At 65.5% G+C, this 24,731-nt stretch carries 19 protein-coding genes and 1 other RNA gene; 12 read left to right on the forward strand and 8 right to left on the reverse strand.

Annotated features, from left to right (window positions below; genetic code table 11):
- Positions 1 to 30 precede the first annotated feature (30 nt).
- The 6 genes from OIE68_RS43745 (at position 31) to OIE68_RS43770 (ending at position 14,368) form a co-directional block, all read left to right on the forward strand.
- Positions 31 to 675, forward strand: coding sequence for a hypothetical protein (locus tag OIE68_RS43745; RefSeq protein WP_040688334.1), 645 nt, complete (start codon positions 31 to 33; stop codon positions 673 to 675).
- 544 nt (positions 676 to 1,219) lie between these two features.
- On the forward strand, positions 1,220 to 1,957 hold the full coding sequence (locus tag OIE68_RS43750) for a zinc ribbon domain-containing protein (RefSeq protein WP_327102021.1): 738 nt from the start codon (positions 1,220 to 1,222) through the stop codon (positions 1,955 to 1,957).
- An 82-nt stretch (positions 1,958 to 2,039) separates the two neighbouring features.
- Positions 2,040 to 3,329, forward strand: coding sequence for a bifunctional RNase H/acid phosphatase (locus tag OIE68_RS43755; RefSeq protein WP_327096749.1), 1,290 nt, complete (start codon positions 2,040 to 2,042; stop codon positions 3,327 to 3,329).
- Positions 3,330 to 3,646: 317 nt separating this feature from the next.
- A complete protein-coding gene (locus OIE68_RS43760; protein ID WP_327096750.1) occupies positions 3,647 to 6,121 on the forward strand; it encodes an FAD-dependent monooxygenase in 2,475 nt (824 codons plus the stop codon).
- A 178-nt stretch (positions 6,122 to 6,299) separates the two neighbouring features.
- Positions 6,300 to 13,526 carry a non-ribosomal peptide synthetase gene (locus OIE68_RS43765; RefSeq protein WP_327096751.1) on the forward strand — a complete coding sequence of 2,409 codons (7,227 nt, stop codon included), beginning with the start codon at positions 6,300 to 6,302 and terminating at the stop codon, positions 13,524 to 13,526.
- 152 nt (positions 13,527 to 13,678) lie between these two features.
- On the forward strand, positions 13,679 to 14,368 hold the full coding sequence (locus tag OIE68_RS43770) for a hypothetical protein (RefSeq protein ID WP_327096752.1): 690 nt from the start codon (positions 13,679 to 13,681) through the stop codon (positions 14,366 to 14,368).
- Here the strand turns inward: OIE68_RS43770 and OIE68_RS43775 are convergent.
- Positions 14,317 to 15,192, reverse strand: coding sequence for a helix-turn-helix transcriptional regulator (locus tag OIE68_RS43775; RefSeq protein WP_327096753.1), 876 nt, complete (start codon positions 15,190 to 15,192; stop codon positions 14,317 to 14,319). The genes OIE68_RS43770 and OIE68_RS43775 overlap by 52 nt on opposite strands.
- A gap of 127 nt (positions 15,193 to 15,319) precedes the next feature.
- On the opposite strand from OIE68_RS43775, the gene OIE68_RS43780 reads away from it, so the two are divergent.
- Entirely contained in the window at positions 15,320 to 15,715 is a 396-nt protein-coding gene (locus tag OIE68_RS43780) for a hypothetical protein (protein ID WP_327096754.1), read from the forward strand.
- Positions 15,716 to 15,783: 68 nt separating this feature from the next.
- On the opposite strand, the gene OIE68_RS43785 is transcribed toward OIE68_RS43780, so the two are convergent.
- Both OIE68_RS43785 and OIE68_RS43790 read right to left on the reverse strand, forming a co-directional pair.
- Positions 15,784 to 16,269 carry a GNAT family N-acetyltransferase gene (locus tag OIE68_RS43785; RefSeq protein ID WP_327096755.1) on the reverse strand — a complete coding sequence of 162 codons (486 nt, stop codon included), beginning with the start codon at positions 16,267 to 16,269 and terminating at the stop codon, positions 15,784 to 15,786.
- 24 nt (positions 16,270 to 16,293) lie between these two features.
- Positions 16,294 to 16,701 carry a hypothetical protein gene (locus OIE68_RS43790; RefSeq protein ID WP_327096756.1) on the reverse strand — a complete coding sequence of 136 codons (408 nt, stop codon included), beginning with the start codon at positions 16,699 to 16,701 and terminating at the stop codon, positions 16,294 to 16,296.
- A gap of 235 nt (positions 16,702 to 16,936) precedes the next feature.
- Here OIE68_RS43790 and OIE68_RS43795 point away from each other — a divergent pair, with 235 nt between their 5' ends.
- The gene (locus OIE68_RS43795) at positions 16,937 to 17,356 is read left to right on the forward strand and encodes a pyridoxamine 5'-phosphate oxidase family protein (protein ID WP_327096757.1); all 420 of its coding nucleotides are present in this window, start codon (positions 16,937 to 16,939) and stop codon (positions 17,354 to 17,356) included.
- Positions 17,357 to 17,360: 4 nt separating this feature from the next.
- Here OIE68_RS43795 and OIE68_RS43800 read toward each other — a convergent pair whose 3' ends face one another.
- The 4 genes from OIE68_RS43800 to OIE68_RS43815 all read right to left on the reverse strand — a co-directional run bounded on the left by OIE68_RS43800 (position 17,361) and on the right by OIE68_RS43815 (position 19,922).
- Positions 17,361 to 17,939: an NUDIX hydrolase gene (locus OIE68_RS43800; RefSeq protein WP_327096758.1), complete on the reverse strand. Its 579-nt coding sequence runs from the start codon at positions 17,937 to 17,939 to the stop codon at positions 17,361 to 17,363.
- A gap of 36 nt (positions 17,940 to 17,975) precedes the next feature.
- Positions 17,976 to 18,260, reverse strand: a complete 285-nt coding sequence (locus tag OIE68_RS43805) for a hypothetical protein (RefSeq protein ID WP_327096759.1) — start codon at positions 18,258 to 18,260, stop codon at positions 17,976 to 17,978.
- A gap of 93 nt (positions 18,261 to 18,353) precedes the next feature.
- A complete protein-coding gene (locus tag OIE68_RS43810) occupies positions 18,354 to 18,995 on the reverse strand; it encodes a TrmH family RNA methyltransferase (protein WP_327096760.1) in 642 nt (213 codons plus the stop codon).
- A gap of 39 nt (positions 18,996 to 19,034) precedes the next feature.
- Positions 19,035 to 19,922 carry an alpha/beta hydrolase gene (locus tag OIE68_RS43815; protein WP_327096761.1) on the reverse strand — a complete coding sequence of 296 codons (888 nt, stop codon included), beginning with the start codon at positions 19,920 to 19,922 and terminating at the stop codon, positions 19,035 to 19,037.
- Positions 19,923 to 20,028: 106 nt separating this feature from the next.
- On the opposite strand from OIE68_RS43815, the gene rnpB reads away from it, so the two are divergent.
- Together rnpB and OIE68_RS43825 are read left to right on the forward strand one after the other, a co-directional pair.
- Positions 20,029 to 20,444: RNase P RNA component class A (gene rnpB, locus OIE68_RS43820), an RNA gene on the forward strand.
- Between the two features lie 91 nt (positions 20,445 to 20,535).
- Positions 20,536 to 21,429 (forward strand): slipin family protein, encoded by an 894-nt coding sequence (locus OIE68_RS43825; RefSeq protein WP_327096762.1) that lies wholly within the window; start codon positions 20,536 to 20,538, stop codon positions 21,427 to 21,429.
- 228 nt (positions 21,430 to 21,657) lie between these two features.
- Here the strand turns inward: OIE68_RS43825 and OIE68_RS43830 are convergent, their stop codons facing one another.
- The gene (locus OIE68_RS43830; RefSeq protein WP_327096763.1) at positions 21,658 to 22,038 is read right to left on the reverse strand and encodes a hypothetical protein; all 381 of its coding nucleotides are present in this window, start codon (positions 22,036 to 22,038) and stop codon (positions 21,658 to 21,660) included.
- A 429-nt stretch (positions 22,039 to 22,467) separates the two neighbouring features.
- On the opposite strand from OIE68_RS43830, the gene OIE68_RS43835 reads away from it, so the two are divergent.
- On the forward strand, positions 22,468 to 22,800 hold the full coding sequence (locus tag OIE68_RS43835; RefSeq protein ID WP_327096764.1) for a hypothetical protein: 333 nt from the start codon (positions 22,468 to 22,470) through the stop codon (positions 22,798 to 22,800).
- A gap of 17 nt (positions 22,801 to 22,817) precedes the next feature.
- Positions 22,818 to 24,539, forward strand: a complete 1,722-nt coding sequence (locus OIE68_RS43840; RefSeq protein WP_327096765.1) for an RNB domain-containing ribonuclease — start codon at positions 22,818 to 22,820, stop codon at positions 24,537 to 24,539.
- Positions 24,540 to 24,731: the final 192 nt, after the last annotated feature.

A 24,731-nucleotide genomic window follows, 5' to 3' on the forward strand; every position in this document is an offset into this window, starting at 1 on the left:
TGACGCGCCCGCTCGGGGTACAACTACCGCATGAACTACCCGGTGGACTTCGGGATCGTGCAGATCGGTCTGATGCTGATCATCCTGGTCGCGGTCGCGTTGCTGATATCGGCGCTCGTCATGGTGCGCAAGGTCGGATTGCGGGTTTTGCTCGGGCGCGGCGCGGGCGGACTGGCGCTGCTGGTTGTCGCGGTACTGCTGCTGTGGGTGATCACGCTCGTGCAGACATTCCTCGGACTGAGCGGGGAGGTCAAGGCCGCGCACGTGGTGGTGAATCAGGTTGCGGGCCAAGACCACCGGCTCGAGGTCGACCTCACCCTCTACGGCGACGAGCACCATCCCGACAAGCACGAGAAATATCAGGTCGAGGGAGACCTGTGGGTGCTGCAGGCCAATATCGTCGAATTGGAGCCCTGGGTGAACGCCCTCGGCTTCCACTCCGGCTACAAGGTCACCCGTCTGTACGGCCAACGTCTCGACGGCGTCGCCACCACCCAGAACCAGATCTTCGTCAACGGCGACGACCAGGACTTCTTCAACGATATGCGCAACCACAAATGGTGGACCGACCCCTTCGTGCGCTCCGCCTACGGCAACGCCGTAATCGCGACCCCCGGCACCTACGACGTCTTCATCTCCCGCGACGCCATCAAAACCCGCGCCCCCGGCAGCTGACCGTTAGATTGCAGCTGCCGCCTCCGCCGGCATTCCTGGGCCCGTGCCGGCCATTCTTCGATGTCGGGGACGGCGGGCTCGTCCTTGGAGCCGGGTTGACGGGCTCCGGCAGGATCGGGGTGCGCTGGTCGACCGCGGTCACACCCGGCTGGTAGATCTCGGTCATCCGCCATAGCGTTCTCCCCTCACGCGGATCTGTGTGTCCACCGGAAGCCGTTCACTTCGGGAGGAACGGCTCGAGTTTGTCGGCGTGGTCAACGGCCGTGTCGCACAGATTCGGATTTTGGTCGACGAACCGAGCCAGGCCTCGAGCATGCCCTGCTCAGCGGGCATGCTCGCATAGTTGTCGCCGGTCGGCGAATAGGCGTCGGAATCCTCCCCGCCGCTCCTGTATGACGCTCCGATCCCTGCCTCGGTTCTACGCACTTCCTCGCTACCAGCCGTGGCCCGGACCGGATCACCCACCATCCGGGGTACGGTTGAAGACTGGCATCGTCACCTCGCGTGCCCCCATCCGTCCACAGCGTCCAGGAGTTTGTCCGCGTTGAATGTCGAACCACCTGTCCAGGCCAAGCTGCTCCAGCTCGCCGCCGTCGACGCCGAACTGACGCGGATCGCGCATCGGCGCACCGTGCTGCCCGAGCAGCAGGAGATGGCGCGGCTCGAGGGCGAGCGGAATGCGCACAAGGATGCGGCGGTGGCGGTCGAGATCATGCTCGACGATCTCGACCGCGATATCCGCAAGCTGGAGGGCGAGGTCGACGCGGTGCGCAAACGCGAGGAGCGCGACCGCGGCATGTTGACCGCTGGTTCGGTGGGCGCCAAACAGCTTTCGGAAATTCAGCACGAACTGGGCAGCCTGGAGCGACGCCGTTCGGTGCTGGAAGACGAGCTGCTCGAGGTGATGGAGCGTCGCGAGGCGTCGGCATCCGATCATGATCACGCGGGTGCCCGGCTCAGCAAGACCGAGCAGGAGCTGGCCGATGCGCAGCGCCTGCGCGACGAGGCGCTGGCGGATCTCGATGTGGCACAGGGCCGTTGCGATTCCGATCGCAAGGATCTGGTCGCGCTGTTCCCGGACGAACTGCTGAGCATCTATGACCGGCAGCGCACCCAGCACGGCGTCGGCGCCGCGCTGCTGCAGGCCCGCCGGTGCGGCGCGTGCCGGATCGAACTGGACCGCGGTGAGATCGCGCGGATCGCCAAGACCGCGCCGGATGTGATCATGCGGTGTCCGGAGTGTGGTGCGATCCTGGTGCGCACCAAAGAGTCGGGTTTGTGAGGTTTCCGGTGCGGGTATCAGTACTCGCGTCGGTCCGCTCTCAGCGACGGATGGTCGGCTGTCGAAGAGGACGAGGGGAACAATGACCGAGCGCGAGGTGATCGTCGAGGCCGACGGCGGTTCCCGGGGCAATCCGGGCCCGGCTGGCTACGGCGCGGTCGTCTTCGGTGCCGATCACATCCGAATTCTCGCCGAGCGCAGGGAATACATCGGTATCACCACCAATAATGTCGCTGAATACCGCGGGCTCATCGCGGGTTTGGAGGCGGCGGCGGAGCTGGGTGCGCGCGTGGTGTCGGTGCGCATGGATTCCAAGCTCGTGGTCGAGCAGATGTCCGGCCGCTGGAAGGTCAAGCACGCGTCCATGATTCCGCTGGCCGACCGGGCACGCAGGCTTGTCGCCGGCTTCGACAGCGTGACGTTCACCTGGATTCCGCGCGCCGAGAACTCACATGCCGACCGGCTGGCGAACGAGGCGATGGATGACGCCACACTGATCGGCGAGGTGCACGCCGCCGAGCGGCAGTTGCTCGATGCGGGCGCAGCGGCCGCCACTCTGGCCGAAGAGGTGCGCGAGGCCGAAGAACAGCTGCTCGGCTTGACCGATGAACCGCAGACTTCTGCGCGCGGCGTCGAAGAGCACCTGCCGAGTTGGATCGACGAGATCCGTGATGCGCAGTCGACCGCATCGAATACCGAAGCCGCCGAACGCAAGCCGCCGACCGCCGCCGAAAATGCACCCGCCTGGACCGGTGCGACCGGCCGTCCGACTCGCTTCCTCCTGCTGCGCCACGGCCAAACCGCCCTCTCGATAGATCGCCGCTACTCCGGCCGCGGCAACCCACCCCTCACCGACCTCGGCCGTGAACAGGCCGCCCGCGCCGCGAAAATGCTCGCCGCGAAGGGTGGCATCGCCGCGGTTATCACCTCCCCGCTCGGCCGCGCCCGTGAGACCGCCGAAGCCGCCGCGACCGCACTCGATGTTCCGGTGCGCGTCCTCGACGGCCTCACCGAAACCGACTTCGGCGAATGGGAGGGTCTCACCTTTCAGGAAGCGGCACAACGAGATCCGCAACTACATGCCCGCTGGCTGGGCGATCCCTCGACTCCCGCGCCGAACGGCGAGAGTTTCGACCAGGTGCGCGAACGAGTCGAGGCGGCGCGGCGTGATCTGCTCGCCCTGTATCCCGGCCAGAACATCGTGGTGGTCAGCCATGTGACCCCCATCAAGACCCTGCTGCAGTTGGCACTCGGTGTCGGTCCGTCGCTGCTGTACCGCCTGCACTTGGACCTGGCGTCGCTATCGATCGCGGAGTTCTATCCGGACGGCGGTTCGTCGGTTCGGTTGGTCAACGACACGTCCTACCTCTGAGGAAGTTGGGCATCGGACCAAACCCGAATCTTTTCGCGAACCGTGAATTATGGCGCATCACAATGGATTCGGCCTGTCGAAACGACCCCTTTGGGTGGAATCTCACACGGTAACGTTTCAGACACGGTTATAGCGGTAGGCTTCGGGTCGGTCAGGCACAGGCATCCCGCCCCGCCTGTCTGGTCGGGGATAACGAAGGTCTTCGAACAGTGCTGCTCGGGGGGATGACAGCTGACGAGCAGCGTTGCTCGGTGGTCGCTTCGAACGATGAAGTAGTCCTGTGCGGTCGAGTGATTTCGATGGAAGCGCAGGTTCGAATGAGTAGTCCGATCAAGGTTATCGTGCTCGGTGCGGGGATCGGAGGGCTCACCACCGCCGCCGCATTGCGACAGGCGGGCTTCGCGGTCGAACTCTATGAGGCCGCTCCCGAACTGCGTGGCCAGGGATTCGGACTTTCGGTGCAGGCCAATGGGATCAAGGCGCTGCGTGCGATCGGCCTCGGCATCGAGGAGGAACTGTTCGAGCGCGGTGGCAAGGTCGAGACCTTCAGGTTCAACAACCCGGACGGCACACCCATCCGAGTGCTTCCGGTGCACCGCCAGGACGACCGGCTCGGCGCATCGAGCGTCGCCCTGCACCGCAAGGATCTGCACGCGATCCTGCTGCGCGCGATCGGTGACACCCCGACTCATGTTGGCGCACAAGCGACTCGGTTCGTCGACGACGGTGAGCACGTGCGCGTCGAATTCGCCGACGGCCGCATCGCCGAGGGCGATCTGCTGATCGGCGCCGACGGCATCCACTCGGTGGTGCGCGCCCAATTGCACGGCCGCGCCGAACCGCGCCCCGGCAATTTCGTCGCCTGGTTGGCTTGCATCCCGTTCGAACATCCCGCCGTGCCGCGCGGCTACTCGGCCCACTATTGGGGCACCGGAATGCGTTTCGGCATCCACGACATCGGCCACGGCCGGGTGTACTGGTGGGGCACGATGACCATGCCGGGCGACGAGGCCGCCGATTGGCAGGGCACCAAGGAAGATCTGCGGCGGCTCTATGCCGACTGGGCGCCGGAGGTGCGCGCCTGCATCGATCAGACCGAATGGGCCGATGTGCTCGCCGTGCCCTGCCAGGACCGTCCGCCGCTGGACGGCTGGGGCCGCGGCCGGGTCACCCTGCTCGGCGATGCCGCCCATCCCATGCTGCCCAGCCTGGGCCAGGGCGCCAACTCTGCCATCGAGGACGCGGTCGTGCTCGCCCACACACTGAAGACTTCGCTGGATCCTGTTGCGGGCCTGCGTCGTTACGAGGAGGCGCGCGCCGAGCGCACCGCCATGTTCGTGAACGGCTCGTGGTCGCTCGGCAAGATCGAGCAAACGACCGATCCCAAGCTGGTGAAGGTGCGTGACACCTACTTCCGGCACGTACCCACTGAATTCTTCCTGCGCGAATTGGGCAAGCCGATGTCGTTCCCACCGCTGGAGGGACCGACCGCGCGGCTGCCGCGCCAACTGTCTCCGGTGGAGCGCTGGCATTGGATCGCGGATCAGCTTGCGCCGCTGCATATTCTGGCCCGGGTGCGGGTGCACGGCTCGATTACCGCGGAGCAGGTGCGTACCGGCTTGGACGAAGTGCAGCACCGACATCCGCTGCTCGGTGTCGCGGTGGCAGCCGAACCCGACGGCACCGCACCGCGTTTCGTGCCGGTGCCCACGCCGATTCCGCTGCGGGTGGTCGAATCCGCCGATCCGGATGCCTGGTTGACCGAGGTCGACGAGGTCGAATTGCGCGAACCCTTCGACTGGCACTCCGGTCCGCTCGCGCGCGCCGTGCTCATCACGGATGCGACCGGTGAGACCAGCGATCTGATCGTCACCCTGCACTATGCGATCGCCGACGGCGAGAGCGCGATGTCGGTGGCCAAGCAGGTGCTGCAGGTCGCCGCGGGCGAGGGTAATGATCTCGAGCCAGCACCGGTCCGGCCGGGTCCGGAGGAACTGTTCCCGGCAAAGTTCCAGGGCGCCAAGGGCTTCGGCCGCACGGTGGGATCGCTGCTGCGCGACCAGAAGTCGCAGCTGAAGCGGCCGCGCCGACTCGAACCGACCGAACTCGCAGCGCCGTCGCGACGCCGCAGCCGGGTCGTGCACCGCAGCCTGGATGCCGATCAACTCGACGCATTGACCGCAGGCTGTGAGCGCAAGGGCGTCGGCCTGCAGGCCGCGCTCTCGGCGGCGCTGCTCATCGCGGCGGCCCGCGAGTCGGGCACCTACACCGAATCCTGGTACACCGTCGGCAGTTCGGTGAACTTCCGCGGCCACCTCGACGGCGCGGTCGGCGATGCCGAGGTCGGGACCTACCAGGGCATGATCGCGACCCCGGCGAAGTACGCACCATGGTCCTCGCTGTGGCAGCTCGCGGGCGAAATCGAGCGCGAGTACGGCGCGAGAATGGACCGGCGCGACCATCTCGCGGCCATGAGCCTGCTGAAGGTGGCCGCCCCGAAATCGGTGGCCGCCAGTGCATCCACGGTCAAGCTGATGGACACCCGCGGTCCAGGTCACCTGTGTATGACATATCTGGGGCGCTATGCGTTCCCGGACAAGATCGGCGCGTGGCAGCTCGCGGGCGCGCAATTCGTCTCGGGCATGTCGGTGAGCGGCTTCATCATGGCCACCGCCAATGCCACGCATGGCGAATTGTCGTTCAACATCGGCTATGTCGAGCCCGCGGTGTCGCGTGCGCGTGCCGAACGTCTTGCCGACGAGAGTGTGCGCGCACTGCTGTCGGTGATCTGACGGGGGTTCTCACACCCGTAAACGAGGGCGAATCCCGGCATCGAGGTCGATGCCGGTAATTCGCGCTATCTGAAAACTGGATACAAGTGGTAACAGCTATGCGTTTCGGCGTCGTCAGGGGTGGGTCCTGGACAGTTCGCGCACGGTCTGTGCCGCGACTGTCGCGATAGGAGTGACTGTGACGTCGGAAACCAGCACAAATCCCGAAAGACCAATCGAAGCATGGCCGGTCAGCGCATATCAGCGCGATGTGCTCGGCCTGGCATTCCGGCTGGCACCGGAACCCGTTGCGCAGCAGACCTATAGCCTGCGCATGGATGAGCCGCTGGATATCGAGCGGCTGCAGGCGTGCTGGCAGCGCGCCCTGATGAGCGATGAGGCATTGCGACTGCGCTTCGCCTTCGAGAACGGCGAATTCCGCCAATGGATTTCGAATGAGATTCCGCCGGTCGAGGTCGTCGACCTGACCGGAGCACCGGACCCCGAGGCCGCGACCCAGGAGTGGCTGTGGCGCGAGGTCGGCGCGCCGGAGCGACCGGATCGGCCCGCGCGGCTGGCCGCGGTGGTGGACAGGCCGGACCGGTTCTTCCTGTTCATGTCGTTCCATCACGCGCTGGCCGACGGCTACGGCATGAATCCGGTCATCGCCACGCTCGATACCAGCTACAAGATGAAAGACGTTCCGCTCGAACAGCTTGCGGTGCCCGAGCCTGCCAACGAGCACACGGACCGTTCCGTGGCAACCTATCGGCGGATCATCGAGGACGACGAGGCGTACCGGACCTCCGAGCAGTACACGGCGGACCGCGACGGTCTGCTCGCCGCGCTCGACGGTGTCGAACCCGCCCTGTTCCCCCATCGGACCAGCTCGCCGAGAATCGCCCGCGGACACTACAACACGATGATCTCGGGGAAGCACCTCGACCGCGTCCGCGCCACCGGTGTCACCGTCTTCGCGTATCTGACCGCCGCGGTGGCAACGTATCTCGCGTCGATCCACCGCACCGATCAGGTGGTGATCGGCGTTCCGATGCTGAACCGGCACTCGGCGGAGACCTATCGCACGCAGGGCCATCGCGCCAATGCCGTTCCGCTGCCGGTGCGTGTCGATCGCGACGTGCCGCTAGCGCGTATCGCGGAGCAGGTGACCCAGCAGATTCGAAAGCTCAAGAAGCATCAGCGCTTCCCCTACGGCGAGCTGACCCGCGCGCTGAATCCGGATCCGGCCGCGCCGCCGCTGTACGACGTCGCCTTCTCCCACACGAAGCTGCCGGATGCCGATTACGTCCACGAGCTGATCTCGAAATGGACGGTGCACAATCCGGGTTCGGTGACCAACGCGCTCACTATCGTCACTGCGGAAAATGGCCGCGACGGGTCGTTCAGCCTCCAGTTGTTCTACGACACAGACATTTTCGACGCGAGCTTCCCGATCGAATCGGCGCTGCGCAGCGTCGGCGAAATGGTCACCGCGTCGCTGGACAATCCGGAGACCCCGGTGGGTGCGCTGCCGCTGCTTTCGGCACAGGCGAGTGCCGAAGTCGAGGCCTTCGAGGCTGGTCCGCGTATCGAATTCCCCTACACCACCATTGATCGGCTCTTCACCGAAAAGGCCGCCGACCATCCGGACCGGGTGGCGGTCGTATCCGCCGACTCCCGCGAACTGACCTACGCCCGATTGTCCGGTCTGGTCGACGGTTTCGCAGCCCGCCTGCATGAGCTCGGTGCCGCCGGCAACGAGTGCATTCCGGTGGTTCTGCCCCGTTCGACCGACATGCTCATCGCGGTGCTCGGCATCCTGCGTGCCGGATGCGCTTACGTGCCGCTCGATCCGGACTACCCGGCGGCGCGTGTCGAAACGGTTCTCGCGGACTGCGAAGCACGGTTCGTGGTCGCTGGAAGCGAGCATGCGCAGGTCTACCGAGACCTCGGCATCACCCGTATCTCGGTGGCCGACACTGTGCCCGGCACCGTCGAAAATGTTTCGCACCCACACGATTTGAGCTATCTCATCTACACCTCGGGCTCCACCGGTGTGCCCAAGGGTGTGATGGTCGAGCACCGCTCGGTGGTCAACCGGCTGACCTGGATGCAGCGCCGCTACCCGCTGTTCGCCGATGACGTGATCCTGCAGAAGACGCCCGTCACCTTCGACGTTTCGGTGTGGGAGTTGTTCTGGTGGGCCATCACCGGTGCCAAGGTCGCGCTGCTCGAGGTCGGTGGTGAGCGCGATCCGCGCCGCATTGCCGAGGCCATCGAGGCGAATGCGGTGACCGTCGTGCACTTCGTGCCGTCCATGCTGGCGGCCTTCGTCGACGAACTGGAGGCCGATCGTACGATCGTGCCGCGCATCGCGGGCCTGCGCCGGGTGTTCTGCAGTGGTGAGGCGCTGCCGCCCGCGCTGGTCCGCCGCTTCCATGCCGCGTTCGCCACAGTCGCTCTGCGGCCGCCCCAGTTGGTGAATCTCTACGGTCCCACCGAGGCCACCGTGGATGTCTCGTATTTCGAGTGCCCGCAAGGGGATTTGCTGGATCTGGTGCCCATCGGCCGTCCGATCGACAATATCGACTTGCTGGTGCTCGACGAATCCGGTCGCCGCATGCCCATCGGCGTTCCCGGCGAGCTCAATATCGCCGGAGTCGGCCTCGCGCGCGGCTACCGTGGCCGCCCCGACCTGACCGCGGCCGCATTCGTCGACGATCTGACCGTGCCCGGCCGTCGCCGCTACCGCACCGGTGACCTGGCGCGCTGGCTGGCCGATGGCACCCTGGAGTATCTGGGCCGTTTCGATGATCAGGTCAAGATCCGCGGTAACCGGATCACCCTCGGCGAGGTGCAGAATGCCATCCTGGGCTGTGGGGGTGTGCGCGCGGCGGTTGTCGTCGACGAGCAGTCCGAAACGCATGGGCTGCATCTGGTCGGATATTTCGTCGGCGATGCCGTGACCGGTGACGAGATCGCCGAACAGATCGCGCTTCGCCTGCCCCGCTACATGATTCCGACCCGGCTGCTGCGCGTCGACCGGATTCCGTTGACCCCCAACGGTAAGACCGATCGCAAGGCGCTGGTCCGGGCCGCGGCGGTTTCGGAGCATCCGGACTTCGTCGGCGTGCCGATCGAACCGCGGACACCGGTCGAGGCCGAGCTGGCACAGGTCTGGCGGACCGTGCTCGGTATCGACTCCATTGGTGTACACGACAACTTCTTTACCCACGGCGGTGACTCCATACTCGCGCTATCGGTACGCACCGCAGCCGAACGCGGCGGACTGTTCTTCGATGTGGATGCCTTCTATGAGCATCCGACCATTGCCGAATTAGCCCAGATTGTCTCGGATGGCCCGGACGGCAACCGGATTCGCATCGCCGATCCATTGGCGACCGTGCCGCTGATCGACCGCGCCGCACTGCATCAGGTCGAGGATGCCTTTCCGGCCAGCGCGCTGCAGCTCGGCATGCTCTTCCACAGCATCGAGCGCACGGATTCGGTGACCTACAAGGACGTATTCCGCTATCGGTTCGAAATGCCCTGGGATGCTGCGCAATTCCGCGCCGCATTCGACCGGCTGGTACGCCGTCAGCCCGCACTGCGCTCCTCGTTCGAGCTGAGCAAGTATTCGGTCCCGCTGCAGGTCGTGCATACCGCGATCGAGTACGAGATGGACATCGTCGATGTCTCCGATCTCGATCCGGTGCTGGCCGATCAGGATGTCGAGGACTACACGCAGGAACGCAGGCACGCCCAGTATGACCTCGCGCGTGCCCCGCTCCATGCCGTCCGGGTATTCCTGCAGCCGTCCGAGGGCACCCTCCAGACCGTCGATCTGGTGCTCAGCTTCCACCACGCCATCCTCGACGGGTGGAGTGTCGCGACCTCGGTGCTCGAGCTGCTGGTCGACTACCTGAACAAGCTGGGACTGATCGAAACCGATATCGATGGCACGCCGCATGCGGCCACCGTCCTCGCCGAGTACGCCCGGTCCGAAATTGCCGCGGTGCACGATGATTCGGCCCGCGAGTTCTGGCGCGAGGCGCTGGCCGGTGCCGAGCCGACCGCGTTGACTGCCCTCGGTGTCCACGAGGGTGCGGATGCGCAGGACCCACGGGCCGCCGCCCTGGTGCCGCGTCGGCTCGCCGAGCGGGTCACCGCCTTCGCGGCTCGGCATCAGGTGCCCGAGAAGGCGGTCTACCTGGCGGCGCACTGCCTGACCCTGCGCACGGTGACCGGCCGCGCCGATATCACCACCGGCGTGGTCAGCCACGGCCGACCGGATCGGGCGGGCGCGGAAAGTATCGCGGGCCTGTTCCTGAACACGCTGCCGATGCGGCTGGACGATACCGCCACCACCTGGCGCGCGGCCGTAGAGCAGATAGCCCGCCGGGATCGCGACGCCTACCCGCACCGACGCTATCCACTGCGGTCGATCCTGGCCGATGGTGGGCCCGTGTTCGAGACGGCATTCAACTTCATCAACTACCACGTCTTCGCACCGATTCTCGGTACGGACCGAGTCACCCTGCGCGACTTCGACGTTCGCGAGGACACCAATTTCCAGCTGCTGGTGACGGTGGCCCATGATCCGCGCGACGGCCGAATGTGGGTACGGGTCAACGGTGATCACACGCTGACCAAGGACCAATGCGAGACCGTCGCGGTGACTCAGCTGCGCATGTTGGCGGCGATCGTCGCGGATCCGGATGCGGCGATCGATCGCGGTACCGGTCCGGCGACCGCGCGCGATGTCGGCACACTTGTCGCCGACGCGGCCGCGCTCAATCCGCACACCATCGCTGTTCAGGGTGACGAATCCAGCCTCACCTACGACGAACTGATCGAGCGCAGCGAGCGACTCGCCCGGTGGCTCAACGGTTTGGGGGTCGGGCCCGGCGACCGGATCGGCATCCTGATGAGCCGTCGCCCGGAGTTGGTGCTGCTGGTGCTGGCTCTCATGCGAATGGGCGCGGCCTGCGTGCCGCTCGATGTCAGCTACCCGCGGGCCCGGCTGAATCTCATGATCGACCGCGCCCGTCCGCACCGGGTGATCGCCGACGCCGCCTATGCCGAGATCGTCGACAGTGCTCGACTGGTGCTGGACACGGCGGAGGTGTTCGATCCGACGGCTGAGAGTGATATAGATTTCGCTGTCCCGGACTACATTTCGCCCGACGCACTCGCCTACGTGTTGTTCACCTCCGGCTCCACCGGCGAGCCCAAGGGCGTCGCCATGTCGCACCGCGGCCTGAGCACGCTGGTGGACTGGCAGAACCGCAGCCCATCGGGCATGAATCTGGCCAGCACATTGCAGTTGGCGCCGTTGAGCTTCGACGTGTCGTTTCAGGAGATCTTCACGACCCTGGCGGCGGGGTCCACACTGCGGGTGAGTTCGGCGGACTTGCGCGCCGATGTCGAGGAATTGCTCAATACCGTTGTCGACGAAGGCATAGAGCGGCTGTTCCTGCCCTATGTCGCACTGCAGGCCTTCGCGGAGGCCGTGGTCGCCCGGCGAAAGTTCCCGATCGACCTCAAAGTGCTCGCGTCCTCCGGTGAGCAATTGCGCATCACCGACGAGATCCGTGCGCTATGCAAAGTGGTGCCGGGGCTATTGCTGGAAAACCAATACGGCCCAACGGAATCCCACGTCGCGACGGTATTCACCCTCGCGGGTTCACCCGACGACTATCCGGCGCTGCCACCGATCGGACGCCCGGTCGACGGCGATACCGTCGAATTGCTCGACAGCGCACTGCGCCCGGTGACCGACGGTGTGATCGGTGAGATCTATCTCGGCGGCCGTTCCCTCGCCCGCGGTTACCAGGGCCGGGCGGCACTGACCGCACAGCGGTTCGTGGCCACCCACGGGGGCGGAGTTCTCTATCGCACGGGCGATCTCGGCGTGCGGCTGGCCTCCGGCGATCTCGTCTGCCTCGGCCGCAGCGACAGTCAGGTGAAGATCCGCGGTTTCCGGGTGGAGCCCGCCGAGGTGGAGCTGTGCATTCTCGGACTGGTCGAGAAGTATCCGACCATCACCGAGGCGGCGGTGGTGGCACGGGGATTCGGCGGCATCGACGGTGCGCTGATCGCCTTCCTCGTCGGTGCCGCCGAGCAGACCGATCTGACCGCGTTGCGCCACGATCTGCGCGGCGTACTGCCCGCGCATATGGTGCCCTCGCGATTCGTCTTCCTCGACGAACTGCCCCGCACCCCCAGCGGTAAGCGCGACGACGGCGCTTTGCGTTCGATCGTCGAATCCGCACCGGAATCGGTTACCGCACAACGGGAACCGGCCGACGAATACGAGCACTCCGCAGTCGAGCTACTTGCCGAATACGCGGGGCTACGTTCCATCGGCCTCGACGACGATTTCTTCGCCGCGGGCGGCACCTCCATCGGCGCGATGCGCGTGGTGATGGGGTTGTCCCGGCGCTTCGGCGCCGAAATACCGCTGGATTTGTTCATCGGCGCGCCGACGGCCGCCCAACTCGCGGCGCTGATCCGGTCCGGAAATACTCGGCGCACCTTCGACCCGCTGGTGCCGATCACCGTCGGCGGGCATAAGCCGCCGTTGTTCCTGGTGCATCCGATCGGCGGAAATGTGCTGTGCTACTTGACGCTTGCCCGCTACCTCGATCCGGATCGCGCGATCTACGGCCTGCAGGCCGCGGGCGCGGATGCGGGCAGCACACCGGAGAAGACGATCGTCGGGATGGCCGAGTCCTATCTGGCGGCGGTGCGTCGCGTGCATCCGGAGGGGCCCTACCACCTGGCCGGCTGGTCTTTCGGTGGCAATGTCGCGCTCGAGATGGCGCGGCAACTGCCCGAGCGGGAGGTGGCCAGCGTGACGCTGCTGGACACCATGGCATTGCGTCAGCAGGCTCGCGAACCCATTGCCGAGGAACAGCTCATTCGCTGGTTCTTCCTCGAATTGCTCTGGTACGCACGCAGAAATAAGGCCGCGCTCGTCGATTTCGAACCCGACGTGCACGGATCCGAGGCGCTCTTCGACGCGATGCTCGCCGAGGCGATCAGGTCGGGAATTCTGCCCGCCGACAGTTCACCGCAGGCGATCCGGCGGCTATACGAGGTGTTCTACGCCAACTACACGGCGTTGCTCGAGTACCAGCTCGAACCCTACGACCGCGATATCACCCTGCTGCGCGCCGAGGAGGGCCTGCCACCCGGTGTGGATCTCGCGCACCAGGCCGTCGGCAGCATGTTCGACAGCGCGAACAACGGGTGGCAGCAGTATGCGGCCAGGCGCTTCACGCTGGTTCCCGTACCCGGCGACCACCTGCACATGATGACCGAACCGCACGTTCGCGAGGTCGCGGTGCAGTTGGACTCGGCGCTCGGGGCGGCCGATCCGGATCCGGACCGGGAGCTCGGCGCCGAAATGCTCGACGCCTGAGCGGTGTGGCCCAACCCTGCACACGACGCGTCAACTAGAGTTCCGGGGTGGCCGCAGCTGTCGGGGGCGGCTCTCCATCGTGTGTGCGGTTGGCCAAAGCCTGAGTCGATTCCAATGTCGGCCAGCGCTTTTCGAGAAGGAGAGTAGTTGCCGTGAAGTTCGGAATGATCGCGTTGTGCTCGGCGGCCGTCGGACTCGTGGGGGCCGGTACTGCCCACGCGACCGGAGATGCCGTGATCGGCGGCAGTTCCGGCCTGGTCTTCAATAACAACGCCGTGTGCTCGCTGACCACGATCGGCTACGACAGCGACGGGCGCCTCGTCGGGCTGACCGCGGGGCACTGCGCCCCGACCGGCGCGCGATTCGGCGCCGAGCGTTTCCTGGATGCCGGTGTGATCGGCACGGTCGCATACTCCGATGAGGGCGAAGGCCTCGATTTCGCTGTGCTGCAATTCGATCCGGCCAAGGTCACGCCCGTGCGCAATGTCGGGCCGACCATCATCGCCGGATTCGGTGCGGCGCCCGCGGCCGGCGGACCGGTGTGCACGAGCGGGCGCAGCAGCGGATTCGACTGCGGTGTGGTCTGGGGTTCGCTGGAGGGCACCACCATCAACCAATCCTGTTCCAAGCCGGGCGATTCCGGTGGTCCGGTCACCGTCGGTGATCGGCTGGTCGGCATGAATCAGGGGCGGCTGACCGGAATCGGTGGCGTCGGATTCAATATTCCATGCATCTTCCCCGCGAATCCCATTCACTCACCGGCATTCTTCGCGCCGATCGATCAGATACTTCAGGCCGTCGACGCCACCGGCGGAGTCGGCAGCGGATTCCAGCCCATCTGATCCGTCGACAAGTTGTGCGCCGCCGCGAGCCCGCGCAGGGCTGCGGTGGTGAATTCGTCGAGCGGGTAGAACAACTCGATCGCGAGTTCGGACAGCGTGACGTCGGCGGGTGCGCCGAAGGTGGCCATGGTGCTGAACATGCGTAGTTCGCCGAACGGAGTTCGGATGCGCAGCGGCACCTCGAACGGATTGGGTTGTGCCGCATCGTCCTCGGGTTCAACGATGAAATCCGGTGGTAAGGGATAGGCGGCGACCTCGTCGTAGAGTGTTCGGAGCTCGGCGTCGCCGGTGGCATTGACCTGGCGGGACAGTCGCTCCAGGAACAACTCTCGCACCTGGGTCAGGTTGACGAGGCGGGCCGCGAGGCCGTCGGGATGCAGCACCAGCCGGTAGACATTCGGTTGCGGCAGCATCAGCGCTTCGGGGATATCGGCCATGAACAGGCCCATGGCGTTATTGCCGGTGACCACATTCCACAGGCGGTCCACCACCACCGCCGGATAGGGCTCGTGCGCGGTCAGCATGATGTCCAGTGCGGAGCGGACTGAGGCCAGGCGCGCATCGTCGAGGCTGCTCTCCCGGTAGGCCGGTGCGTAGTCGGCGGCCAGCAGCAGGGTGTTGCGCTCGCGCAGCGGCACCTCCAGCGCATCGCAGAGCCGCAGAATCATGGCTCGGCTGGGTTTGGCCCGTCCGGTCTCCATATAGGAGATGTGGCGCGAGGAACTGTCCGCGGCCAGCGCCAGGTCGAGCTGGCTGAGCCTGCGCCGCTGCCGCCAGTCGCGCAGCAGGGTGCCGACCCGCGATTCCGTCTGATTTACCGCCACCTGGGCAGGTTAATCAGCGCCGCGTGCGCTCGGCCATGACCTCAGAGGTTATTGAGACCTTCACCTCAGGCCCGGCATGGTCGGTTTCGGGAGCCGATCGGCTGCCGGATCGACAGAGGAGAAGAAGATGAGCACACTCGTCGCGCGCACCGATTACCTGCGTACCGTGCTGCGCTTGGATGGCTGGGGCACCGGGGTGTTCGGCGTCGTCATGCTGGCCGGAGCGGCTGCGCTGAGTGGGCCGTTGGGGCTGCCGACCGCCTGGTCCATTCCTTTCGGCGTCGCGATGGTCGGCGGCGGACTGGCGCTGCTGCTCATTGCCGGATACCCGGACCTTGTGCCGAGCCATGCGGTCGCTGTTATCGGGGTCAATATGGTCTCGGCGCTGGCACTGGTGGTGCTGCCGTTCTCGGGTCTGTTCGACTTGACCGGGCTCGGGGTCGCGTTCCTGCTGATCGGCGCGGTGTGGGTTGCGGTGTTCGCGGCGCTGGAGGTGAGTGGGGTGCGGCGGGCCGGGTTGTGAACCTCGGTGCCGTCGGATCTCATGACGGACGCGCCCGTCGAGATGTCATCCGGGATGGCGAGCCGGTCCTACCCGGACGTCACCGCAATGAACATCTCGTTCTCCAGCCGCGGATCATCCTCTGCGCACCGCTGTTGACCTCCGGTGAAGGCGAAACCTGTTCGCAGGTACAAGGACTCGGCGTGATGATTGCCTTCGACAACCCAGAGTCGAAGTTCGCCGTGTCCATGTGCCCTGGTCCAGTCGATAGTGGTGGCCAGCAGAAGGTCCGAGGCTCCGGTGCCGCGTGCGCTCGGATTCACCCAGACCGACACCACGGTCGGCGGACTGTCATCGGTCTTGGTGACGATGCCCGCCGAGCCGACGACTCCGCCGTCGCGTTCGGCGACGAACAGCAGCCGTGTACCCATCCACTGCCGCCATTGCGGTTCATCCCACTGCGATGCGACCTCGAATGTCGAAGCGAACGTCCCCGGTGGGGATCCCGCTAGTGCGTCGAGCCGAATCTCTCGGGCGACTGTCCATTCGTCCCCGCCCAACTGCCGCACCCTCATCCGGCGATCGTGCACCGACACCGCTCAGCGCAGTCGGCCGCGACGATTCGTCAGTCGCCCGTCGTGTATGGCCTGGTTGCGCAGCGATTCGATCGTCTCGGTATCCCGTTCGTGGGCGAGATCCAGCATGGCGAGTCCGGTTTCGCGGATCAGCCCATCCAGGTCGTCGAGCATCGCGGCGATCGCATCGCCGGCCGTCCGCAATTCGGCGGCGCTCGGATCCGGCCGATCGAAGACCATGCGGAGTTTGTGCAGCCGCAGCCCGGTGTCGAAGAGGCGGCGCACCAGCCGATCGCTGGTATCGGCGAACGCGGTGGCGGTTCCGGATAGCTCCTTGGTGGGGCCGAATGATCGTCGCGGCCTACGCCACGTGCCTCGGCTGTTGCCCACGCGGGCGCCGGTCCGGGAGCTCGACCGCACATCGTCGGGCATCGAAATCCTCCTGAGTCGTTTGATTTGTATTCGGTGGCCACGTTTCGGGACCCCGGAGACGTGGCCGTTCTACTGCGCCCGATTTCGGCGGCGACGAACGGCTCCTTCGGAAAACCGATACCTGTTTATCCTTCGTACCGTGTAATTGCTTGGTAGGCAACATGATCACTGCCTGTCCGAAGCGAGATGATCGATTGGGGGATGCTTCGCGTGACGAACTGGTGGATAATGGGGTATGGCAGTAGACGGTGTCCGGGAGTCACGCGAACTGTCGGTCGATACCGCACTGCACCTGCTGGGCACGATCGGGTTCGGGCGTGTCGCGTTCTCGCGCTACGCCTTACCCGCGATTCGCCCGGTCAGCCATGCGTTGGTCGAGGACCATCTGGTCATCTACGCCGACGCCGCGACGACCGGTGCGCTCGATCGTCAGGTCGTGGCCTATGAGGTGGACGCGATCGACCACCGGACCTCGCTCGGCTGGTGCGTGATCGTGACCGGCATCGCCGACACCGTGCGTGACCAACACGAAATCGTGCACTACCAACAGTTCTTGCCCGCTCGCACGGTCGGTTCTGGTGATCGAGTGACCAGAATCCTGCCCGACATTGTCACCGGAGTCGAGTACGTAGGGCTGGTAGACGCCGATCGGTAGTCGTTCAATGGTTCGGAATCCTTTCGGGGAGTAGCGGTTCGAGTTTCGTGAGGAAGCGCGCGAAATGTGGATCGGCGTCGGTGTGGTCGAAGGTGTCGATATCCCACCAGCGTGCTTCCGCGAATTCGCCCGGGTCCAAGGTGTATTCGCGGGTGCGGTCGCCGCGGATGACGTACCAGAGGCTGACATCCTGGTGTCCGCTGTGCGTGCCGACCGTCGTCGTGACAGTGAGGAACAGCGGTTCGGTCCCGATGACGGTGAATTCGGGATCGATGCCCAACTCCTCGGCGGCCTCGCGTCCGGCGGCGGTCAGCGGATGTTCTCCCGGCGAGATGTGGCCGCCGGTCGGCAGCCACAGACCGGCGAGGAGATGTCGGCCGAGCAGCACGCTGCGGGCTCGCGGGTCGACGAGCACCACATACGAGACCAGATGCCGTGGGGGAGTATCGGGTTTGACGCGACGGAACACATCGTCGGTCGAGGCCAGCCAGGCCCTGGTGTCCTCGATATGCTGCCGCTCGAGCGCATCGAGTGGCGTGATCGCGTCGACGATATCGGCGACGGTCGCGGTCGCGAGGTTCATGGCAGGTGACTGTAGCCGCAGGCACCGACAGGTTTACTACTCGAGGACGACCGGACGCAGCCGGGTGGTGTACACCCCGGCGCGATCGAGCGCATCTGCGGCGGCATCGAGTTCGATCGTGGTCTCCTCGAAGACTTCTCGTGCCCCGGCAATGCAGTAGGCCGGGGTGGTGAGCGCCCCGATCCCGTCGGTATCGACCAACATTCCCGAGACCTGCAACGAACCGTAGTCGGCATCGAGCTCGGCCAGCTCCCCGCGCAGTTCCCGCAGCCGATGAAACAGCTGTTGCCGCCGAATCTCCAGTGCCAATGGATCGGTCATCGCACGCTCCCACTTCCGACGTGAATTCCACCGCAATGTACCGCGACCTACGTCGACGGCTCGAACTCCAGCAGTGGTTTCAGGCTGGTGAACTCAGCACAGCCCCGCGAGTTTGTAGAGCACCAGCGATCCGGCGACGGCCACATTGAGACTGTGTCCGGTGCCGACCATCGGGATCTCGACGGCCAGATCCAGTAGTTCGAGCCCTTCCGGCGGGATGCCGGTGGACTCGTGGCCGAGCACGATGACGGTGCGTTTGCGGGCGACGGGTAGATCGGCGAGCCGAATGGATTCGTCGGTGAGTTCTACGCCAACGATCGCCGCACCCCCGTCCCGCTGACGCTGCAGCCATCGATCGACCCGTCCGTCGATCCAATGCACGCACTGGCGGTGGCGCAGCGTATTGCCGTGGTTGAGCGCATCGGGCACCCAGGGCCGTCGCGGCACCGCCATGCACGCACCGACCGCATCACATGTGCGAAGCAGCGTGCCGAGATTGACACCGTGCTTGGGCCAAAGCGGCGCCGCGAGTAGATGATTCCAACAGCCATGCGAACGCGGACGGCGTTGGCGGCGGATTTCGGGTCGGGTGCGCACCCGCGCGGCCGTCACCGGCGCGCGGGAATACCCTTCCCGAGGGAGCGGAAGTCTTGGCAGACAATGAATTCCATCACAATGATGCTTCGCGGCGCATCTAGGCCATCGACGTGGCCGGTCATCCTGACGACCGGCCATATCGTCCAAGCATACCGTCGACGCGACGGAGCGCGGGATTCAGGGACGCAGCACCGACACCAGGAACTCGGTCTGGTCGTATACCGTCTGCTCGAAGACATCGTCGAAGTAGACATCGAAATGCCCTACTGGATAACGCTTTACGATCGCGTGCTTGGTGCGTTCGGCCGCGCGCAGTGTCGGCTTCGGCGGTGCGATGGTGTCGTTGTCGGCGACTGCGTAGAAGACCGGCATCTTCAATGCCTTGGCCCGGCGGCCGGGTGAATCGAACAGTGTCGAGAATGCCACGCGGGCAGCGACTTTCGGTTCGTAGGTCTCGCTCTCGTCGGCTAGCCTGCCGTAACCCTCCGGCGCATCCGGCGCGCTCATCAGCGCCGCCGAACGCTTGCGGCCGGCCAACCGGACGCGAACGGGCTTGCGCCGGATCGAACCTACGAGCAGATCAGTAGCCGCGATGGTGGCCACCTTGGTCAGGCTGGTCGGCCCCTTCGCCAGTGCCGAGGCCCAGCCGCTGGTGAACGGTACCTGGGCGACGACGGCCGCGATGTAGTCGTCGTCCGGCGCGACCGACAGCACATGGCCGCCGCCGAAAGAGGTGCCCCACAGCGCGATTCGGGTCGCATCGAAGCCACGCAGCGTGCGCGCGTAGGCGATGGCCGAGCGCCAGTCCTCGCGTTGCCGAGCGATATGTAGGAGCTGACGCGGCGCACCCTGACTGGCCCCGAAATGCCGGTAATCGAATACCAGCACACCCATCCCGGCAGCGGCGAAACGCCGTGCGTACCTATCCAGACCCATCTCCCGGTTGGCGCCGAGTCCGTGCCCCATCACAACAAGTGGGCGGGGCTTGGGGATGCCAGCGGGGGGATACAGCCAGGCAGCGCACTGCTCGCTACCCGAGGGAAAACTGACCTCGACACGTTCCATGGCACCTCACCGTACTGTTTCGGTCCGAACTACTACCCCCCGACCGGTCACAGGTCAGGCCAGTGATCAAGGTACCCCTTGATCAAAGTAGGCTGAACGCTGCGGACGAGTTGGCCGGGCGGCCGCGGTGACGGGAACGGGCACGTGAGTGCCGCCGCCCGTCGCCGAGGAAAGTCCGGACTCCACAGAGCAGGGCGGTTGCTAACGGCAACCCGGGGTGACCCGCGGGAAAGTGCCACAGAAAACAGACCGCCCACGATCCCTCGGGATCGTGCGGTGAGGGTGAAACGGTGCGGTAAGAGCGCACCAGCGCCCCGGGTGACCGGGGCGGCTAGGTAAACCCCGCCCGGAGCAAGGTTGAAGGTCGCACCGTTCGCGGTGCGGCTGCGCAGGTGTTCGAGGGTTGCTCGCCCGAGCCTGCGGGTGGACCGCTCGAGGCACCCGGCAACGGTGTGTCCAGATGGATGGCCGTCACCCGGTGTGAACCGGGGACAGGATCCGGCTTACAGGTCAACTCGTCCGCCCCTGCAATCCGGTGCTCGCCGGTGCATGATGGAAGTGGACCGCTGAGCCGGAATTCGGTGCGGTCAAGCACTTCGCACGGGGTGTACCCATGGATATTCTTGCCGTTATCGGGGCGATTTTCGGGGTGGGGGCGATCGCGGGCGGGATAGTCACCGCGATGAGCGCGCGCATTGTCACCCAATACGAGAAGGGGCTGGTGTTCCGGTTCGGCCGGGTGGTCGGAACCCGAGATCCCGGACTGCGCATGCTGATTCCATTCGTCGACCGGATGCGCAAGGTCTCCACGCAGATCGTCACCATGCCGGTGCCCGCGCAGGACGGCATCACCCGTGACAACGTGACCGTGCGCGTCGACGCCGTGGTCTATTTCCGGGTGATCGATCCGGTCTGCGCGGTGGTGGAGGTACAGAACTATCTTTTCGCGGTAGGGCAGGTGGCGCAGACATCCTTGCGTTCGATTATCGGAAAGAGTGACCTGGATAGCCTGTTGTCCAATCGTGAGGAGCTGAACAAGGGGCTGGAGATCATGATCGATAGCCCGGCACTCGGCTGGGGAATCCATATCGATCGGGTGGAGATCAAGGATGTATCGATACCGGATGCACTGAAGCGCTCGATGTCGCGGCAGGCCGAGGCGGAGCGGGAACGGCGGGCGCGGGTGATTTCCGCCGAGGGCGAATTACAGGCGTCGAAGAAGTTGGCCCAGGCGGGTGCGCAAATGTCGGAATCGCCGGCGGCACTGCAACTACGATTGCTGGAGACCGTGGTTCAGGTTGCGGCGGAAAAGAATTCGACATTGGTGCTGCCGTTTCCGGTGGAGTTACTGCGGTTCCTGGAACGCGGTACGCCGTCCGGAGCGAGCACCGCCGAACCCACCCCGACCGCACCCGAGCCCACACCGGAGATCACCCCGCCGGAGCCGAAACCGGTACTCGGTCAGGGCAACACGCCAGCGGCCGAACAAGATGGAATGCGCTCGTAACACAACGGGCGTATACCGATACGGGTACGGCTGACCGTTTCGAGCGACCCGCAAACAGTCGCTACGGCCGATTGCGCCGTACGACCGCATCGGTAGCACAACGTAAGGAAACCGGGCCGATGTCCATACTGATTCCCGTGATCGCGATCATCATCATGATTACCGTGGGGTATGTGTTGAAATACCTGCCCAATTACTTGCCGTGGCTGAAGGATTGACGATTTCAGCTCAGCAGAGCATCTTCGCCATCTGATAGATGGCCTGGGCCTCTTCCTTGGAGGCCTGGGAGGCGCCCTTCGTGCGCTTGATGACGTTCTGGACGACGTCGTCCTCGTTTTTGCCGCCCTTGATGTCCTTGCAGGTCTCGACCAGGATGTCGCGGATTTTGACGTCGTCTGCGCCCTCGGCGAGCTTGGGGAAAGCGCTGCGGTAGCTGACAACGAACGTCCCCGCCTTGACGTTGTCCAATGTTTCGCCGCCCGCGGCCTTGGCCGCCGAAGTCGTCGCGGAAGCGGGAGCGGCGGAAGAGCCGTTGTCATCATTGCAACCGGCAAGGAGCAGGGCGAAGACGGTGGAGCTGGCCGCGATTGCGGCGGTAGTTCTGGTCACGCAGCGGGATGCTAGCGGCACTTGGGAAACGTCGCCTCCCGTGTGGTTAACGGAAGGCGACGAAAACCGCATCGTTGACGGTGAGGTCAGAGCGGGTTGACCATGAACACCTGAGCCCAATACGCCGCCTGCTCGGGACCGAGCAGAGGCATCAGGTAATCGAAAAGAATCGTTGACATCAGTGGATAACTCCCAATTGTCGACGTACGGGTCACTTGCGAATGTGCGGGAAAAGCTCGATCCCGCCACGCCGGGGAACCCTAGCAGTCGGGGTGTGACCTCGCCGGGCTCGGCGTGTCCGGCATGGCGATTCAGTTGGAGCTGGCCTAGAACGTGAGCGACGTCATAGAGTAGGCGCCGTTGGTAAGACCCGTTGCCGGTCCGCCACGAAACTCACATTCTTCGATCACGGAAGCAGGTCACAACTCTATGCGGATTGTTCGTTCACTGGTCGCCGGTGCGCTGATCGCCGGGGCCGCATCGGTATTCGCCATGCTGGGCACCGGATCCGCCTCGGCGGTCGCGGTCACCCCGCTGGCGGGTGGGGTCCAGGTCGACCTCAACCCGGGCGACACCGCCTGGGTGCACCAGAACCACATCGGGCAGGCCATCGCCGGTCTGCCGCATCCGTCGGCGGCGTCGTTCGGCCAGGCGCTGGACGCCGCGGCGGACGTTTCCACCAGCGTCCCGGGTGGACGGGTGACTTTTACCGTATACGGTCCGCTCAATGAATTGAACGGCACCATGTTGGCACTGCAGTAGAGACCGACTGCGACAGCGTGGAACTCCACCAGCGGATCGTGTCGGCGCCGGTCGATTTCGGCGCCATTCGATCCGAATTCGGATTGACCTCGGCGTATCCCGCCGAGGCCACCGCGGCGGCCCGCGACGCGATCGACGCGTTCGCGGGCACTCGCGCCGATCGCACAGATATTCCATTCGTCACGATCGACCCGCCCGGCGCCATGGATCTGGACCAGGCGGTGCATATCGAACGCACCTCTTCCGGTTTCACCGTCCATTACGCGATCGCCGATGTCGGCGCCGTAGTAGACCCCGCCGGCCCGCTGGCCCAGGAAGCGGGCGTGCGCGGCCAGACCTTCTATCTCCCCGACAGCACCGTGCCGCTGCACCCGCCGATCCTGTCGGAGAATTCCGCAAGTCTGCTGCCAGACCAGACCAGGCCGGCCGCCCTCTGGACCATCGAATGCGATGAGAACGCGGAACCGCAGCGATTCTCGGTGATCCGGGCCACCGTGCGCTCGCGCGCCCGACTCGACTACGCGAGCGTCCAAGCCGACGCCGACGCGAACCGCCTGCATCCCTCGATCGCAGCCCTGCCGGAATTCGGCACGCGGCGCATCGAGGCCGGGCTGGCACGCGGCGCGATCGGGCTGCGTCTGCCCGCCCAGAGCGTCATCCGTGACGACAAGGCCGACGGCCACTGGCGTCTGGTGGTGGACCCGCGCACCGCCGCCGACGACTGGAACGAACAGATTTCCCTGCTGACCGGGATGTGTGCGGCACGAATCATGTTGAACGGCAGTGGATCCGATGGTGCGCCCAGTGTCGGCGAGCGCATTGCATTGCTGCGGACGATGCCGCCGCCCATTGATTCGGCGATCGATTCGATGCGCAGGACCGCTGCGGCGTTGGGTGTCGACTGGCCTGCGGATCAGTCCGTTGGGAGGATGCTTGCCGGGCTCGATCCGAATGCGCCTGCGACGTTGGTGCTGATGTCCGAGGCCACCGGGCTGCTGCGTGGTGCGGGATACACGGTGCTCGATGGGGTGGCTGCCGCGGGTGTGGATGGTTCTGAGGCGGCGGGTTCTCGGTCGGCGGGCCGTGTCATATCTGCGGGTGGTGCGCAGTCGGCGCACGGTGTGCCATCGACTCGCGGTGCGCGGTTGGCGGGTGGTGCGAAGCTGGATGCCGATTCGCGGTCGGCAGGTGACGCCGAGGCGCCGGGTAGGGCGGGTTCGCCAGGCATCACCGGTGCGGTCGGCGGTAAGGGCGCGCCGGGTGGTCGGCCGACCGGTGCCAAGCCTGCGAGCACCGCTGGGAGCGCGAACAACCTGCAGCACAGCGCAATCGGCGCACCCTATGCGCACGTCACCGCACCTCTGCGCCGCCTGGCCGATCGTTTCGCCACCGAGATCTGCCTCGCTCGTTGCTCCGGAACCGAAGTGCCGCAATGGGTCCGCGATGGCCTGGTCCCCACCGCCGAATCGATGAAGCGCAGCGACAGCCTCGCGGGCAAGGTGGAACGCGCCTGCATCGACCTCACCGAAGCCACCCTGCTCGCCGAACGCAGCGGCGCAATCTTCGAAGCCGTAGTAGTACGCGAAGCCAACGGCACCCGCCCCGCCGAGGTCTTCATCGCCGACCCACCGGTAGTCGGCCCCTGCATCGGCGCACCCCCGGAAGGCGCTCAGGTCCGGGTACATCTGGTCGCCGCCGACCCCGCGGCCCGCAAGATCAGCTTCGGCTATCCGGTCTGACCCCCGACACCGGGCAACCACCGTTCACACAGAACGGCTCGCTCACCGTTCCATCGTCGAAAACAGCTGCCCACGAACCGTCGTCGTATTGCAACCAGCCTGTTGGCCGCTCCGCACCGAGGATGGACAGGGGATCGTCAGCATTCATCGGACCCGCCCCGAATCGGGCACCAACCGCTTGGAACTACTACG

Source organism: Nocardia vinacea (assembly GCF_035920345.1).
GTDB classification, from domain to species: Bacteria; Actinomycetota; Actinomycetes; order Mycobacteriales; family Mycobacteriaceae; genus Nocardia; species Nocardia vinacea_A.

Bases quoted from the DNA above. Each gene is read 5' to 3' on its own strand.
- OIE68_RS43825 (WP_327096762.1), top strand. From the start codon at position 20,536: ATGGATATTCTTGCCGTTATCGGGGCGATTTTCGGGGTGGGGGCGATC.
- OIE68_RS43745 (WP_040688334.1), top strand. From the start codon at position 31: ATGAACTACCCGGTGGACTTCGGGATCGTGCAGATCGGTCTGATGCTG.
- OIE68_RS43780 (WP_327096754.1), top strand. From the start codon at position 15,320: ATGAGCACACTCGTCGCGCGCACCGATTACCTGCGTACCGTGCTGCGC.
- OIE68_RS43795 (WP_327096757.1), top strand. From the start codon at position 16,937: ATGGCAGTAGACGGTGTCCGGGAGTCACGCGAACTGTCGGTCGATACC.
- OIE68_RS43800 (WP_327096758.1), bottom strand. From the start codon at position 17,939: ATGAACCTCGCGACCGCGACCGTCGCCGATATCGTCGACGCGATCACG.
- OIE68_RS43785 (WP_327096755.1), bottom strand. From the start codon at position 16,269: ATGAGGGTGCGGCAGTTGGGCGGGGACGAATGGACAGTCGCCCGAGAG.
- OIE68_RS43760 (WP_327096750.1), top strand. From the start codon at position 3,647: ATGAGTAGTCCGATCAAGGTTATCGTGCTCGGTGCGGGGATCGGAGGG.
- OIE68_RS43790 (WP_327096756.1), bottom strand. From the start codon at position 16,701: ATGCCCGACGATGTGCGGTCGAGCTCCCGGACCGGCGCCCGCGTGGGC.
- OIE68_RS43805 (WP_327096759.1), bottom strand. From the start codon at position 18,260: ATGACCGATCCATTGGCACTGGAGATTCGGCGGCAACAGCTGTTTCAT.
- OIE68_RS43835 (WP_327096764.1), top strand. From the start codon at position 22,468: ATGCGGATTGTTCGTTCACTGGTCGCCGGTGCGCTGATCGCCGGGGCC.
- OIE68_RS43815 (WP_327096761.1), bottom strand. From the start codon at position 19,922: ATGGAACGTGTCGAGGTCAGTTTTCCCTCGGGTAGCGAGCAGTGCGCT.
- OIE68_RS43810 (WP_327096760.1), bottom strand. From the start codon at position 18,995: ATGGCCGGTCGTCAGGATGACCGGCCACGTCGATGGCCTAGATGCGCC.
- OIE68_RS43755 (WP_327096749.1), top strand. From the start codon at position 2,040: ATGACCGAGCGCGAGGTGATCGTCGAGGCCGACGGCGGTTCCCGGGGC.